Annotated in this window: 12 protein-coding genes; 1 reads left to right on the top strand and 11 read right to left on the bottom strand. The window is 70.8% G+C overall.

Going from position 1 to position 15,038, the window contains the following annotated elements; genetic code table 11:
* Positions 1-123: 123 nt before the first annotated feature.
* The 6 genes from NJ376_RS16115 to NJ376_RS16090 all read right to left on the bottom strand — a co-directional run bounded on the left by NJ376_RS16115 (position 124) and on the right by NJ376_RS16090 (position 7,265).
* Entirely contained in the window at positions 124-948 is an 825-nt protein-coding gene (locus NJ376_RS16115) for an ABC transporter ATP-binding protein (protein ID WP_252954309.1), read from the bottom strand.
* Complete coding sequence (locus NJ376_RS16110; RefSeq protein ID WP_252954308.1) at positions 945-2,228, bottom strand: ABC transporter substrate-binding protein; 1,284 nt, start codon at positions 2,226-2,228, stop codon at positions 945-947. The genes NJ376_RS16115 and NJ376_RS16110 overlap by 4 nt, the downstream gene beginning before the upstream one ends.
* A gap of 21 nt (positions 2,229-2,249) precedes the next feature.
* Positions 2,250-3,317, bottom strand: coding sequence for a branched-chain amino acid ABC transporter permease (locus NJ376_RS16105; protein ID WP_252954307.1), 1,068 nt, complete (start codon positions 3,315-3,317; stop codon positions 2,250-2,252).
* Positions 3,317-4,210 carry a branched-chain amino acid ABC transporter permease gene (locus tag NJ376_RS16100; RefSeq protein WP_252954306.1) on the bottom strand — a complete coding sequence of 298 codons (894 nt, stop codon included), beginning with the start codon at positions 4,208-4,210 and terminating at the stop codon, positions 3,317-3,319. The genes NJ376_RS16105 and NJ376_RS16100 overlap by 1 nt, the downstream gene beginning before the upstream one ends.
* 5 nt (positions 4,211-4,215) lie before the next feature.
* On the bottom strand, positions 4,216-6,135 hold the full coding sequence (locus NJ376_RS16095) for a long-chain fatty acid--CoA ligase (protein WP_252954305.1): 1,920 nt from the start codon (positions 6,133-6,135) through the stop codon (positions 4,216-4,218).
* Between the two features lie 299 nt (positions 6,136-6,434).
* Positions 6,435-7,265, bottom strand: a complete 831-nt coding sequence (locus NJ376_RS16090) for an ABC transporter ATP-binding protein (RefSeq protein WP_252954304.1) — start codon at positions 7,263-7,265, stop codon at positions 6,435-6,437.
* Between the two features lie 157 nt (positions 7,266-7,422).
* On the opposite strand from NJ376_RS16090, the gene NJ376_RS16085 reads away from it, so the two are divergent.
* Complete coding sequence (locus NJ376_RS16085; RefSeq protein ID WP_252954303.1) at positions 7,423-8,112, top strand: TetR/AcrR family transcriptional regulator; 690 nt, start codon at positions 7,423-7,425, stop codon at positions 8,110-8,112.
* A gap of 71 nt (positions 8,113-8,183) precedes the next feature.
* Here the strand turns inward: NJ376_RS16085 and NJ376_RS16080 are convergent, their stop codons facing one another.
* From NJ376_RS16080 to NJ376_RS16060, 5 genes are all read right to left on the bottom strand, one after another.
* Positions 8,184-8,939: a glycerophosphodiester phosphodiesterase gene (locus NJ376_RS16080; RefSeq protein WP_252954302.1), complete on the bottom strand. Its 756-nt coding sequence runs from the start codon at positions 8,937-8,939 to the stop codon at positions 8,184-8,186.
* Positions 8,940-8,984: 45 nt separating this feature from the next.
* Positions 8,985-9,944, bottom strand: a complete 960-nt coding sequence (gene egtD, locus NJ376_RS16075; RefSeq protein WP_252954301.1) for an L-histidine N(alpha)-methyltransferase — start codon at positions 9,942-9,944, stop codon at positions 8,985-8,987.
* Entirely contained in the window at positions 9,941-11,143 is a 1,203-nt protein-coding gene (gene egtB, locus NJ376_RS16070) for an ergothioneine biosynthesis protein EgtB (RefSeq protein WP_252954300.1), read from the bottom strand. Before egtB ends, egtD begins: the two co-directional genes overlap by 4 nt.
* A 395-nt stretch (positions 11,144-11,538) precedes the next feature.
* Positions 11,539-12,741 carry a methyltransferase C-terminal domain-containing protein gene (locus NJ376_RS29355; RefSeq protein WP_252954299.1) on the bottom strand — a complete coding sequence of 401 codons (1,203 nt, stop codon included), beginning with the start codon at positions 12,739-12,741 and terminating at the stop codon, positions 11,539-11,541.
* A 570-nt stretch (positions 12,742-13,311) separates the two neighbouring features.
* Positions 13,312-15,038 (bottom strand): O-linked N-acetylglucosamine transferase, SPINDLY family protein (locus NJ376_RS16060; RefSeq protein ID WP_252954298.1); only part of this gene is annotated, 1,727 nt, incomplete at its 5' end.

Raw genomic sequence — 15,038 nt, 5'->3', positions numbered from 1 at the left:
AGGCCGAAGGGCCTTTGGAAACCATGAGTTTGGAGCGCGCAGGTTCAGCCTGCCGACTCAGGGGTTCCAAGGGCCTTCCGGCCCTTGGCAGGGGGAGCTTGAGGGGGACGGCGTCCCCCTCAATCACAGCCACCGCTTCCGCCGCTTGTAGCTTTTCAGGTTGCGGAAGCTTTTCCGCTCCGTCCCATGCCCGCCGAGGTAGAACTCCTTCACATCCTCATTCTCTGCCAGCGCCGCCGCGCTGCCATCCAGCACCACCTTGCCCTGCTCCATCACATAGGCATGGCTGGCGACGGAAAGCGCCATGCGGGCATTCTGCTCCACCAGCAGGATGGTAATGCCGAGCTCCTCGTTGAGACGGCGGATGATGCCGAAGACCTCCTTCACCAGCAGTGGCGAGAGGCCCATCGAGGGCTCGTCCATCAGGATGAGCTTCGGTCGCGCCATCAGCGCGCGGCCGATCGCCAGCATCTGCTGCTCCCCGCCCGAAAGGTAGCCGGCGAGGCCGGTGCGTTCCTTCAGCCGGGGGAAATACTCATAGACCATGTCGATGTCGCGCTTCACCTCGGCATCCGAGCGGATGAAGGCGCCGAGGCGGAGATTCTCGAGACAGGTCATGTCGGCGATGATCCGCCGTCCCTCCATCACCTGGAAGATGCCGCGGCGGACGATGAGGTGCGGGTCGATGCCGTCGATGCGCGCGCCATCGAAGGTGATCTCGCCGCGCGTCACCTCTCCTTCCTCGGTCTTCAGCAGGCCGGAGATCGCCTTCAGCGTGGTGGACTTCCCCGCACCATTGGCGCCGAGCAGGGCGACGATCTTCCCCTGCGGCACGGCCAAGGAGAGGCCGCGCAGCACCAGGATGACGTCGTTGTAGACGACCTCGATGTTCTTCACTTCCAGAAGCGGCGCGGGCGCCGCCTCCGGGAGCTTCAGGGACGCACTCACCAGCCGAGCCAATCGGGGCGGCGCGGCAGGGTGATGGTCGTCACCGGCTCCAGCTTCATCGTGCCGGCCTGCATCAGCTCCGTCACGCCGCCCTGGCTGGTGTCGCCGGTGACGCGGGCGCGGTAGAGCGCGACGCTGAGCTGGCCGCGATGATCCTCGGCGGTGAAGTTGGAGGGCGAGCAGAGCCCGTCGAAGCCCTGCGGCACCCAGTCCCGACGCGCATAGAAGCCGTTGCGGATGCGCTCCCCGGTGATCTGCCCACCTTCGGAGGCGGTCTGCATCGCCTCCACCATCAGCATGGCGGAGCAGATGCCGGCCAGGTAGTGCACCGGGCGATAGGCATTGCCGCTGCTGTCCGAGATGCGGCTGATCGCCTGGGCCTGCGCCATGCCGGGGACGCTCTGCCCCCAGACGGCGCCGGTGCGGACGGGGAAGACCACGCCATTCGCCGCGGCGCCGGCCGCCTTCATGGCATTCTCATCCATGCCCCAGACATTGCCGAGGAATTGCACATCGACGCCCGCCGTCTGGCAGGCGCGCAGGACGGAGATGTTGGAGCCGGCGGTGTTGCCGAGATAGGCGTAATTGGCGCCCTGGTTCTTCAGGGTCAGGCATTGCGCGGTGTAGTCGCCGGGCGTCAGGGCGAAGACGATGGCCGGCAGCACCTCGAAGCCCAACTCGGCGGCCAGCGCCTCCCCCGCCGCCTTGGGCGAGTTCGGATAGGGGTGGTTGCCGCCCATATGGACGTATTTCGGCCGGCCCGGGCGGCCCTTCGCCTTCCAGTCCTCGGCGGCCCATTGCAGCATGGCGCGCAGGGCATCCGAATAGGACGGGCCGTAGAAGAAATTGTAGCCCGTGGCCTCCACCCCCGGGCGGCCGGACTTGCCGGCGGCATCCGTCAGCGCGGCGGAGTAGGAGCCGGAGACATAGGGGATGCGGTCGCGCGTCACGAAGCGCACCAGCGCCTCGGTATCCGCCGTGCCCCAGCCCATGATGCCGACGACGCGGTCACGGCTCCAGGCCTGGTACTGGCTGACGGAGCGCGGCGCCTGGTAGCCGTAGTCGAAGGCGAGCACATTCACCTGCCGCCCGGCGATGCCGTTGCGGGTACGGTTCACCCAGGCGAAGGTGTCGTTGACCCCCTGCGCGAAGGGCGTGCCGACATCGCTGGTGGCGCCGGAGAGGTCCATGAGATGGCCGAGCGGAATGGGCTGTGCCGCCGCCGGCAGCGCCAGCCCCAACGCGGTCGCCATTCCGTACAGGGCGCGTCGCAGGGTCATTCTTGGATCCTCCGGTATTTTTCAGTGCGAGAACGGATAGAGCTTCCAGTACGCCTTGATCAACCGCCAGCGATGCGCAAGCCCGTCCGGCTCGAAGATCAGGAAGAGGATGATGGCGGCGCCCACCGCCATCTCCCTCAGGAAGGAAATGGAGGCGCCGAGCTTCAGCGCATGGTCGATGGCGCTGCCGGCCAATGCATCGGCGCCGGCCTGCACCACCTCCGGCAGCAGCACCATGAAGGCGGCGCCCATCAGGCTGCCCATCACGGAGCCGAGGCCGCCGATGATGACCATGCCGAGGAATTGGATGGAGAAGAGGATGTTGAACGCCTCGACGCTCACGAAGAGCAGGTAATGGGCGTAGAGCGCGCCGGCGATGCCGGCATAGAAGCTGGCAATGCCGAAGGAGAGGGTGCGGTAATAGGCCAGGTTGATGCCCATCATCTCCGCCGAGAGATAATGGTCCCGCACCGCGACGAGGGCGCGGCCATCCCGGGTGCGCAGGAGGTTCGCGGCACCCAGGAACATGAGGATCACCCAGGCGAGGACGACATAGAGAAAACTCTCCTCCCGGTCCGCCACCCAGCCGAACAGCGCGAAGGGCTCCGTGATGCGGCCGGCGACGCCGCCGGTGAACCACTGCGCGCGGGCGAAGAAATCCTCCAGGATGAATTGCGCGGCAAGCGTCGCGATGGCGAGGTAGAGGCCCTTCAGCCGCGCCGCCGGCGCGCCGAAGACGAGGCCGACCAGCGCGGTGGCGATCCCGGCGAGCGGAATGCAGAGCACGACCGGAATGTGCCAGGTGTCATGCGCATAGGCGCTGGCGAAGGCGCCGAAGCCGAAGAAGGCGGCATGGCCGATGCTGATCTGCCCGGTGAAGCCGACCAGGATGTTCAGCCCCAGCGCCGCGATGCCCATGATGCCGATATTGATCAGCAGCCCGAGCTCATAGCGGCCGAAGACCAGCGGCGACGCGGCGACCAGCGCCAGGCCGAGCCAGAGCGCGAGGCGGCTTCCCCGCGTCGGGAAGATGGTCATGTCCGCGCGGTAGGAGGTGCGGAAATCCCCTGCCGGGGCCAGGGTGGCCATCAGACGCGCTCGATATTCTTGGTGCCGAACAAGCCATAGGGCTTGATCAGCAGGATGAGGATGAGGGCGTAGAAGGGCGCGACGCCGTACATGTTGCCCCAGTTCAGCCAATGGGCGTCGAGGTACTGCGCCCAATTCTCCAGCAACCCGACGATCAGGCCGCCCAGCACCGCCCCCACCACGCTGTCCAGCCCGCCGAGGATGACGGCCGGGAAGACCTTGATGCCGTAGAAGGAGAGCGCGGAGGAGACGCCGTTCACCACGCCGACCACCACCCCGGCCAGCGCCGAGACCATGGCGGAAATGGCCCAGGACATGGCGAAGACGCGGGGGACGGAAATGCCGAGCGACTGCGCCACCTGCTGGTCGAAGGCCGTGGCCCGCATGGCGAGGCCGTGCTTGGACAGGGTGAAGAACCAAGCGAAGCCCAGCATGATGAGCAGCGAGATGCCGAGGCTGAGCAGATAGACGCTCTGCACCTGCAGGCCGAGGACGCTCACCTGCTCCACCGGGAAGATCGGCGGGAAGGGCTTGGCGAAGACGCCGAAGATCCACTTCATCAGCGCCTGGAAGAAGATGCCCAGGCCGATCGTCGCCATGATGACGCTGATCACCGGCTCCCCGATCAGCGGCCGCAGCACCACCACCTGCAGGATCATGCCGAAGGCGGTCATGAAGGCGAGGGTGACGAGGAAGCCGAGCCAGAAGGGAAGCTGCCAATCCGTCAGCAGCCACCAGCAGACCCAGGCGCCGACCAGCAGGAACTCCCCTTGCGCGAAATTCACCACCTGGCTGGCCTTGTAGATCAGCACGAAGCTCATCGCGACCACGCCGTAGAGGGCGCCGACGATCAACCCGTTGAGCGTGAGCTGCAGCAGAAGCGCACTGTCCATTCCCGCTACTCCACTTCCGCGCGCGCAGGGGCGCGCGACGCCGCCATGGCCATGGGGTCGCGCAGGGAGACCACCTTCAGCGTGGTCCGGATGCGCTGCTTCGTGCCATCCTGGAAGGCGATGGTGGTGTCCACCGGAATGGCAGACTCGCCGCGGTAGACCGCCTCGATGATGTCGCCGTATTTGGCGTTGATGACGCCGCGGCGGATCTTGCGGGTGCGGGTCAGCTCCTCGTCATCCGCATCCAGCTCCTTGTAGAGCAGCAGGAAGTCGCGGATGCGCTGGGCCGGCGGCAGGGCGGCGTTCACCTTCTCCACCTCCGCCCGCAGCAGTTCCAGCACCTGCTCCCGGGCCGAGAGATCCGTATAGGTGGTGAAGGCGATGCGGTTGCGCTCCGCCCATTTGCTGACGATGGGGAAGCGGATGCAGATCATGGCGGCCAAGTGCGACCGGCCATCGCCCAGCACCACGGCCTCCGCCACGTAAGGTGAGAATTTCAGCTTGTTCTCGATGTATTGCGGGCTGAAGCGATCGCCGGTGCTGGTGGTGGCGATGTCCTTGATGCGGTCGATCACCACCAGATGGCCACGCGCGTCGACATAGCCGGCATCGCCGGTGTGCAGCCAGCCGTCGCGCAGATCGGCGCTGTCCTCCAGCCCGAAATAGCCGCTGAACATGTTGGGATGGCGGGTGACGATCTCACCGAGGCCGTTCTGGTCCGGGTTGTCGATGCGGGTCTCGATCTCGTCGGTGAAGGCGATGCCGACCGTGTCCTGGTCCACATCGTCCGGGCGGTGGACGGTATAGGCGCCGAGCGTCTCGGTCTGGCCGTAGATCTGCCGCAGCGGCACGCCCATGGCCTGGAAGAAGCGGAAGGTGTCTGGCCCCAGCGCCGCCCCGCCGGTGGCCGCTGAGCGGAGGTTGGTGAAGCCCAGCCGGTCGCGCAGGGCGCGGAACAGCAGCGCATCGGCGCGGGCGGAACGCCGGCCCTTCGCCAGCGCCGCCAGCCCCCATTCCATGCCGAGATCGTAGAGGCGGCGCTTCAGCGGGCTGGCATCCATCACCTTGGCGCGCACCTCGGCGGCGATCGCCTCCCACACTCGTGGGGCAAACAGCACGAAGCTCGGGCCGATCTCGCGGAAATCGGCCATCATCGTCTCCGGCTCCTCGACGAAGCTCACCTTCATCCGGGCGATGAGGCCCCAGCCAAGGACGTAGATCTGCTCCATGATCCAGGGCAGCGGCAGGACGGAGACGTATTCATCCGCCGAACTCTTGGGGTCGGCCCGCAGATAGGCCTCGCAATGCCGGATCAGCGCGCCGCCGGTCAGCATGGCGAGCTTCGGCCGCGCCGTGGTGCCGGAGGTGGTGCAGAGGATCGCCACCTCCTCTCCCTGCGTCGCCGCCACCATGGTCTCCCAGGCGCCAGGCTCCGCCGCATGCGCCGCCTCGCCGCACGCCAGCAGCTCGCTGAGCGGCAGCAGGCGGGGATCGGCGTATTTCCGCATGCCGCGCGGGTCGCAATAGATGATGTGGCTCAGGGAGGGCGCGCGCTCGCCGAGGCCGAGCAGCTTGTCCACCTGTTCCTCATCCTCGGCGATCACCGCCTTCGCGCCGCTGAAGCCGAGGAGATAGGCCACCTCGTCTTCCAGCGCGTCGCGGTAGATGCCGAGGCTGCGGGCACCGATGGCATGGGCGGCAATCTCGCCCATCACCCAGTCCGGGCGGTTGTCGCCGATCAGCCCCACCACATCGCCGGCACCGAGGCCGAGGCTGCGCAGCCCGAGCGCGATGGCCCGCGTCCGTGTCTCCGCTTCCGCCCAGGTGAGGCTGCGCCAGATGCCGTATTCCTTCTCCCGATAGGCGACCTCCCCGCCATGCCCCCGCGCATTCCGCACCAGCAGCTTCGGCAAGGTATCTGGCATAGCGCTGCCGGTCCGATTCAGCTCTCCGCGCCCGTCGGCACTCCGACCATCGGGCGGACTGGCATTGCCGGCCCGATTCAGCTCTCCGCGCCCTTCGGCGCGCCAACCATCGGGCGGACTGGCATTGCCGGCCCGATTCAGCTCTCCGCGCCCTTCGGCGCGCCAACCATCGGGCGGACTGGCATTGCCGGCCCGATTCAGCTCGCCGCGCCCTTCGGCGCGCCAACCATCGGGCGGACTGGCCTTGCCGGTCCGATTCAGCTCTCCGCGCCTTTCGGCGCTCCGACCATCGGACCGGGTCATGCCGTCACCGGCTCGTCCAGGTCGCGCACCGCCTCGTCGGCCTCGCCGAGATAGGCGCGCTTCACATGCGGGTCCGCCAGCACCGCCTCCGGCGCGCCCTCGGCGATCCTGCGGCCGAAATCCAGCACCATGACGCGGTGGGAGATGTCCATCACCACGCCCATGTCATGCTCGATCATCAGCACGGTCATGCCCCATTCCTCGTTCAGGTCGAGGATGAAGCGGGCCATGTCCTCCTTCTCTTCCAGATTCATGCCGGCCATCGGCTCATCCAGCAGGATCAGCTTCGGCTTCAGCGCCACGGCGCGCGCCAGCTCCACCCGCTTGCGCAGCCCGTAGCTCAGCGTCCCCGCCGGGGCCTTCCGCACATGCTGGATCTCGAGGAAGTCGATGATCTCCTCGACCTCGCGGCGATGCGCGATCTCCTCGCGCTGCGCGCCGCCCAGCCAGTAGAGCATGCCAGGCAGGAAGCCGCGCCGCAGCAAATGGTGGCGGCCGACCATGATGTTGTCGAGCACGCTCATATGGCCGAACAGCGCCAGGTTCTGGAAGGTGCGGCCGATGCCGAGCGCGGCGCGCCGGCGCACCGGCACGCGGGTGATCTCCTGGCCGCCGAACCAGATGCCGCCCTCGGTCGGGCGGTAGCGGCCGGAGATGCAATTGACCATGGAGGTCTTGCCGGCGCCGTTCGGGCCGATGATGGAGAAGACCTCGCCCTGTCGGATGGCGAAGGAGACCTCCGTCAGCGCCCGCACGCCGCCGAAGCGGAGGGAAACGCCCCTTGCCTCAAGGATCGGGGCCTCGAGGATCGGCGCCGCCTCAGCCATGGCGCGGATTGCCGGAACGCGGCGCTTGGAGCTGCACCTTCCCTCCCCTTCCGCGCGGCCTTTCCGGCCGTCGCGGCTAAACGAACATACGTTTGTTTTCCGGTTGACCGCAAGCATCAAGCGCGGCCAGTTTGACGTGAGGGAGCAACCACCGGCCATGGCAAGGATCACCGGATCGAATGGCGGGCGCACGGCGGAAGCCATCCGCCGGGCCGCCATCCGGCTGATCCACCGCCAGGGCTTCGCCGCCATGAATCTGCGGGAGCTGGCGGCCGAGGTCGGCATCCAGCCCGGCTCCCTCTACAACCATATCGAGACCAAGCAGGGCCTGCTCTTCGAGTTGATGCGGGAGCACATGCAGGACCTGCTCTCGGCCATGGAGGCGGCGCTGGCGGCGGCGCCGGACGAGCCCATGGCGCAGCTCCGCGCCTTCCTCGCCCAGCACGTGCTCTACCACCTGGAGCGGAAGCAGGAGGTCTATATCGCCAATTTCGAGTTGCGGGCGCTGGAGCCGGCCAATGCCGAACCCATCCTCGCCATGCGACGGGAATATGAGGACCGGCTGATCGGGCTGCTGGAAGCCGGGGCACGGGCGGGGGAGTTGCAAGTGGCGGATGCGCGCATCGCCGCCTATGCGCTGCTGGCGATGCTGACGGGGGTATGCACCTGGTACCGGCCGGGGGGCAGGCTGGGCCCGGAAGAGATCGTGGCGCAGCATCTGGAGCTGGCGCTGAGCGGCGTGTCAGGCGCGGGCCTCGGGCAAAGGGCCCCTGACATCTCCGCAGGGGGCTCCGCCCCCATCGAGCGGATGCGTTCGATCCCCGCCGGGGGGAGGACCCCGGGCTGAGGCGGCGGGCCGTACCGGCAAACTCGGACGGGGGTTGGCGGCACTGCCGCCAAGGGGCAGCGCCCCCGGCTCTACCCCGCCGTTGCGGACAGTTCCTCCCGCAGCCGCAGCGCCAGAACCGGATCATCCGTGGCGATGACATCCAGGCCGAGCGCGAAGGCGGCGCAGATCGTCTCCCGGTCATTCGCCGCCCAGGCGCCGACGCCGAGACCCGCCGCGCGGAACTGCTTCATCGCCACGCCGTCCAGCTCGCCGAGCGGCAGGCCGATCTCGGTGGCGCCGCAATCGCGCGCCAGGGCGATGGCACCGGCCGCGCCCATGCCGCGCCAGGGACGGGCCTCGAGCAGCAGGACCAGGCTGGCGAAGCCGCCCGCGGCGGCGGCTTCCGCCACGGTGAGCGGCTGGAAGCTCATCAGCACCGTGCGCGGGCGCATCGCCGCCGCGTCCAGCACCGCCAGGCAGGCCGGCACCACCCCGGGATAGGGCCGGCCCTCGGCATCCGCCTTGATCTCCAACCGCAGCACCCGGCCGGCATCGCGCACCAGCGCCACCGCCTCCTCCAGGCTCGGCAGGCTCTCGCCCCCCGTGCCCTTCACCCGCACCTGGCTGAGCGCCGCGCGGTCCAGCGCCCGCAGCGGGCCATGGCCGTCCGTGGTGCGGTCCAGCCGGGCGTCGTGATGCACCACCGGCACGCCATCGGCCGAGAGATGCACGTCGAGCTCGAGCTGCTCGGCCGGCAGGGCGAGGGCCTGGCGGAAGGCCAGCAGGCTGTTCTCCGGCCAGAGGAAGGCGCCGCCGCGATGGCTGGCGATCTGCATCAGGGACATGGCGTTCCTATAGCGGAGGGCGGCCGGATCGGGATGCCCCCGCGCTCAGGCCGCCAGCAGCCAGACGGAGAACAGGCCTTCCGCATCGGTCCACATCGCCTCCTCCCGCCAGCCGCCGGCGGCCGCCAGCTCCCGCAGCCGCTCCGGCCGGTATTTGTGGCTGTTCTCGGTGTGGATGGTCTCCCCGGCGGCGAAGCGGAAGACGCGGCCGCCCAGCCGCACGCTCTGCGCCCGCTGGGAGACGAGGTGCATCTCCACCCGCTCCCGCGCCGCGTTCCACACCGCGCGGTGGCGGAAGCCGTCCAGGGCGAAATCCGCCCCGGCCTCCCGGTTCAGCCGCGCCAGCAGGTTCAGGTTGAAGGCGGCGGTGATGCCCGCGGCGTCGTCATAGGCGGCCTCCAGCACCGCCCTGCCCTTCACCAGATCGGCCCCCAGCAGCAGCTTCGCCCCGGTGCCCAGGCTGCGCCGGGCACGGGCGAGGAAGGCCACCGCCTCCCCCGGCGTGAAATTGCCGATGGTGGAGCCGGGGAAGAAGCCGAGATGGGTGGCACTGCCCTCGGCGCGGCCGGCCAGGGCGAAGGCTTCGGTGAAATCCGCGACCACCGGCCGGACCGGCAGGCCCGGGAAGGCGGCGGCGACCCGGGCGGCGGCCGCCTCCAGCCATTCCGGCGCGATGTCCACCGGCAGGTAGGCCGCTGGCCGGTCCAGGGCGCGGAGGAGCTGCACCCCCTTCACCCCGTCGCCCGGGCCGAATTCCACCACCGCCGCTCCGGGGCCGATGGCGCGGGCCATCGCGGCGCCGCTCTCGGCCAGGATCCGCATCTCGGTCCGGGTCGGGTAGTATTCCGGCAGGCGGGTGATGGCCTCGAAGAGGCGTGCGCCCTCCGAATCATAGAGCCATTTGCAGGGCAGCGTCTTCGGCGCGGCGGAAAGGCCGGCCAGGGCATCGGCCAGCAGGGCTGCGCGCTGTGCGGCGGCGGCGTCGCGGGCCAGGGCGGTGCTCATGCCAGGTCCTCCGCCAGCCGCAGGGTGCTGAACTGCCAGCGCGATTCCGGCGGGAAGAAATTGCGGTAGGGCAGCCGCGCATGGCCGGGCGGGGTGGCCAGCGAGCCACCGCGCAGCACCATCTGCTGGACCATGAACTTGCCGTTGTACTCGCCGACCGCGCCCGCCCAGGGGCGGAAGCCGGGATAGGGGCGATAGGCGCTGCCGGTCCATTGCCAGCCGGTGCCGGTGGCGGCGGCGAAGCCGGGCAGCGTGGCGGCCGCTTCCCATTCCGCCTCGGTCGGCAGCCGCCTGCCGGCCCAGCGGGCGAAGGCCTCGGCCTCGTACCAGGAGATGTGCCGGACCGGCAGGGCAGGATCCACCGGCCGCAGCCCGCCCAGGGTGAATTGCCGCCATTCCTCGCCGCGCCGCTCCCAGTAAAGCGGCGCCTCCCAGCCCTCGGCGCAGGCGGTCGCCCAGCCGGCGCTCATCCAGAGGGTCGGGGTGCGGTAGCCGCCATCGGCCATGAAGGCGAGCCATTCGCCATTGGTCACCAGCCGGTCGGCGATGCGGTAGCCCTCCAGCCAGGTGCGGTGGCGCGGCGTCTCGTTGTCGAAGGCGAAGCCGGGGCTGGCATGCCCGATCTCCGCCAGCCCCTCGGCGCCGACGAGGTAGCGGGCCGGGCCAGCGGGCGAGGCGGGCTCCCGCCAATCCGGGTCATAGGCCGGGCGCAGCGGGTTCTGGGACAGGGCGTGCAGGATGTCGGTCAGCAGCAGCTCCTGGTGCTGCTCCTCATGCTGCAGGCCGAGCTCGACCAGGGGCAGCGCCTCGGCCGGCGGGTCCGCCAGCAGCTGCGCCATGGCGGCATCGACATGGGCGCGGTACTCGCCCACCTCGGCGGCGGAGGGCCGGGTCAGCATGCCGCGCTTCGGCCGGGCATGGCGGGGGCCGGCCGCCTCGTAATAGGAGTTGAAGAGGAAGGCGTAATCCTCGTTCAGCCGCCGGTAGCCCGGCAGATGCGGCAGCAGCAGGAAGGTCTCGAAGAACCAGGTGGTGTGCGCCCGGTGCCATTTCGCCGGGCTGGCATCCGGCATGGACTGGATGCACTGGTCCTCGGGCGAGAGCGGCGCCGCCAGGGCCTCGGTGCGGGCGCGGACCGCGGCGTAGCGCACGGCCAGGGACGAGCCGGGGGCGGCCCCGGCGGGGACGTTCCATTGCATCCTGGCCACATCCTTCCGTTCTGTTTGGCGAGTGCAAAGCCGGCCGGAGCCAAGGGTTGCCGCTCCCGGCCGCCGGCCTGTCGAAGTGAGGGCGGGCGGCGCCGCTTTCCCGGGAGATCGGGTCGGGCCGGGAAATGCCAAGGCCTGGACGGCCCGGCGATGTCGCGACCTTGAGCCGGCGGGCAAGCGGCTGGGCTGCCAGTCAGCCGGCGTGCGGCGCGGCCCACCAGTGCTGCATGCAGAGCCGGTGCGGAGGATCGGACGGTCCTGTCCGGCCCGCGACCGCCTTGCCACCTTGCACGCCGGTGCCGGCAGCCGGGGCCGAGCGCCGGCTTGGCCTTGCCCGGCGCGGCCGCCTTGCCATGCGCCAGGCCGGAGCGGGCCCGCCGCAGGTGTCAGCGGGCCAGGGGCAGGACGCGGAGCTGGGGCAGCGGCAGGGCCAGCCGGACGCCCTGGCCGGCGGGACCGAGGGCCTGCCGTGCCTCGGCAGCGCTGCGCCCATCCAGCACCACCACCAGGTCGGGCTCGGCCTCCGCCGCCGCCTCCAGCGGCAGCAGCGGCACCCGGCTGCCGGGTAGCACGAGATCCGGCCGGCTCAGCCCCGGCTGCAGCACGGCCGGCAGCAGGTCCGGCCCGATGCCGCTGGCCGCCAGCAGCCGCACCGCCTGGGGCCCGCCGCCAAGGCCGAGCGCCAGCCGCCCGTCCCGCCGCGCCGCCGCCAGCATCTCGAACAGCGCCACCCGCGCCTCCCGCGCCGCCTCGGCGAAGCGAAGATAAGCGAGGCCGGACTCGATCCCGGCCTCCCGCTCCGCCGCCCGCCGCGCCGCCAGCTCCGGCCCCTCCGGCTTGCCGCGATCCTCGCGGTGGCAGACCAGCAGGCGCAGCATCCCCGCCCCCCGCTGCAGGCCGAAGACGGTGAGGCCATGGCGATAGAGCAGCAATTCGGCGCCGAGCAAGGAGGGCCAGGCCTCCTGCCCCGGGTCAAGCAGGTCGAAGCGCACCCCCTCCAGCAGAGCCAGCAGGTCGGGGATCTCCAGCACGGCGATGCCACCCGGGGCGAGCAGCTCGCGGAGCGTCTCCAGACTCTCCGGGCTGTCGGCAAGGCGGCCGAAGGCATCCCCGGCCAGCAGCAGGACGGGGGGTGGCTGCTCCTCCTGCCAAGCCCGGGCCGCGGCCGCGCCGGGCGGGGCCAAACCGGGATCGAAGCCGAAGCGGCGCAGCATGGGCAGCCAGGCCGGGGCCGCCTCGGCCAGCACGGTGACGGGCAGGCCGGGACGCAGCCGGAGCCGGCCGATCAGCGTGGCGAGGCAGCGCTCCGTCACCGGGACGGGGGCGGCCGACCGGGCGGCGCGATGCGCCGGCTGCAGCAGGCCGCAGGCCTCGCAGTGGAGCAGTTCCAGCCCGATGGCCACCAGCGGCGCGGCGGCCGCGCCGACGGGCACCGGCTCCACGCTCAGCGGTTGCAGGCCGAGATCGAGCAGGCCGTCACGGATCGGGGTGCCACAGCCGCGACAGGCGGGCAGGCAGGGGCGCTGCGGCAGGGTCCGCTCCCCGTCCCGCCCCTCGATGCGCATTCCGAACCAAGTGCTGCCTGCCACTGCGGCCCTCCCACCCCGTCGCAGGGAGAAGGCCGCGCCCGGCCGCGCGTTGCATCACGGTGGGATGGAAGGCGGAAAGTTGAGGAAACGATTCCAGCAGGGCTCCCCAGGCCTGGTCCCGGCGGCGCGGAGCGCGCGGCTGGCCGGCGGGCACCAAGCCAAACGCAATGCCCGGTCAAACACCAGGAAAAGCGTTTGCGTCCAACTGCTAACAACGCAACGCCAGGCAAGCCGGATGGTTGCGCAAGGCATCTGAAGGGCTCCGAGCGCCAGCGATCCGGGGCTTGCTACGAGGCCAAGGGCCGATTGCCGGTCCGCTGGGCCCGGCAGCGCGGCGCCGGGCAATCGAGAAGATCGTGTCTTGCGGCCGAAGGGCCCCGCGCGCCAGCGATCGAAACCCCTGGCCTGGACCAACCGGCCTCTTCCGCGACCGCGCCCGGCGGCGGGGCGCCAGGCGAGGCAGAGCTTTGCGCTCGGCCGGTAACGGCCCCTTCGGCGATGGGAACGAGCGCGGGAGATCGGCCGTCCCGACCCAGGGCGCCGTATCCAGAGCCGGGGCGGCGCCCCGCGTCAGGCCCGGGCCGTGGCGCAATGCTCCACCCAGGCGCGGCGCAGCGCGCCGGCGAGGCTGCGGCCGAAGCGCGGGGCATCCGCCAGGGGCGAGGCCGCCATCCTCTCCCGCAACCCGACCCGCAGCGCGGCCAGGGAGGGCAGGTCACGCGCCCTGGCCACCGCCTGGGCGACATAGGTCGCCTCGGAGAAGGCAGCCCAATCGGCCAGGCCGACATTGGAGAGATGGCTGAAAGCGTGCCGCCCGGCGAAGCTGTCCCCCACCAGGGTCAGCACCGGCACGCCCATCCACAGCGCCTCGCAGGCCGTCAGGCCGCCGGTATAGGGGAAGGGATCGAGCGCGATGTCGATGCCGCCATAGGCCGCCAGCAACTCGCGATGTGGCACCCCACCCTCCACCCGCACGCGCTCCAGGGGCAGCCCGGCCGCCGCCATGCGGGCGAACAGCGCCTCCCGCGCCGCGGCATCGCCCAGCACATGGGTGCGCAGTTCCAGCCGCGCCTCCGGCAGGGCCTGGAGGATGCGGGCCCAGCAGCCCAGCACCGAAGGCGTCACCTTGGCCAGGTTGTTGAAGCAGCCGAAGGTCACGCCCCGCCCGCCCGCCGCCGGCAGGGGCGCGACGGGCGGCGCATAGGGGGGCGGGGTGTAGCAGACATAGCCATCCGGCAGGCGCAGCAGCCGCTCCGAATAGAGATGCTCGAAACCCTCCGGCGTCTCCCAGCGGTCGGTCAGCATCCAGTCGATGCAGGGCAGGCCGGTGGTGGAGAATTGCGCCCCCACCCATTTCACCTGCACCGGCGCCGGGCGGTGGTTGAGGACGAAGATCCGGCCGCTTTCGCCATAGCCGCCGAGGTCGATCAGGATGTCGATGGCATCCGCCGCGATGGCGGCGGCGATCTCGGCATCGCCGGCATGCGGCACCTCCCGCCAGCCGGCGCAGCAGGCGCGGAAGCGGGCCGTCAGCATGTCCTCCCGCGGCTTCAGCGCATAGCCGTAGAGGGCGAATTCCTCCGCCGGCAGGGCCTCCAGCCCGCCGATGGTCAGCCAGCCCACCGGATGCCGGCCGAAGCCGCCGGAGAGCAGCCCGATGCGGAGCCGCCGCCCGGGATCGAGGTCGCGCGCCGGGCGCGGCGCCGGCGGGCCGAGCTTGCCGGCGATCGCCCGGCCGGCCTCCAGCAGCGCCGCCGCATGGCCCTGACGCGGATGATAGGGCAGCACCGCGATGCGGTTCACCAGCGCCGCCACCCCGCCCTCCGGCACCGCCGCATCGGCGGAGGCGAGCGCCTCCTCCTGCCGCCCGACGGCGTTGAGGGCCAGGGCGCGGTTCATCATCAGCGTCGGCTGCGGGCCGAATTCGGCGATCGCCTCCTCCAGCACCGCAAGCATGCGGGCGCTCTTGCCGTCCCGCCAGTAGAGCGTCGCCAGGCGGTTGCGCAGCTCGGCATCGCTCGGCCGGGCGGCGATGGCGGCGCGCAGCATCGGCTCCGCCTCCTGCCGCCGCCCCGCCTCCGCCAGGGCGCCGCCGAGCAGGCCGAGGATCTCCGGCTGGTCCGGCGCCAGCAGCTCGGCGGTCTGCAATTCCGCCAGCGCCGCGGCGGGCTGGCCGGCGAGGCTGTGCAGCTTGGCGGCGGCGAGCGGCCAGCCGGCGGCGAAGGGATCCGCCGCGGCGCGGGCGGCGATGGCGGCAAGCGCCGCCTCCATCGGCAGCCGGGCCAGCAGCGCCTCGG

This window comes from Siccirubricoccus soli, from assembly GCF_024178315.1.
GTDB lineage: Bacteria > Pseudomonadota > Alphaproteobacteria > Acetobacterales > Acetobacteraceae > Siccirubricoccus > Siccirubricoccus soli.
Note: the sequence above shows the minus strand (reverse complement) of the source record. Positions and strands in the feature narration are given on the sequence as shown.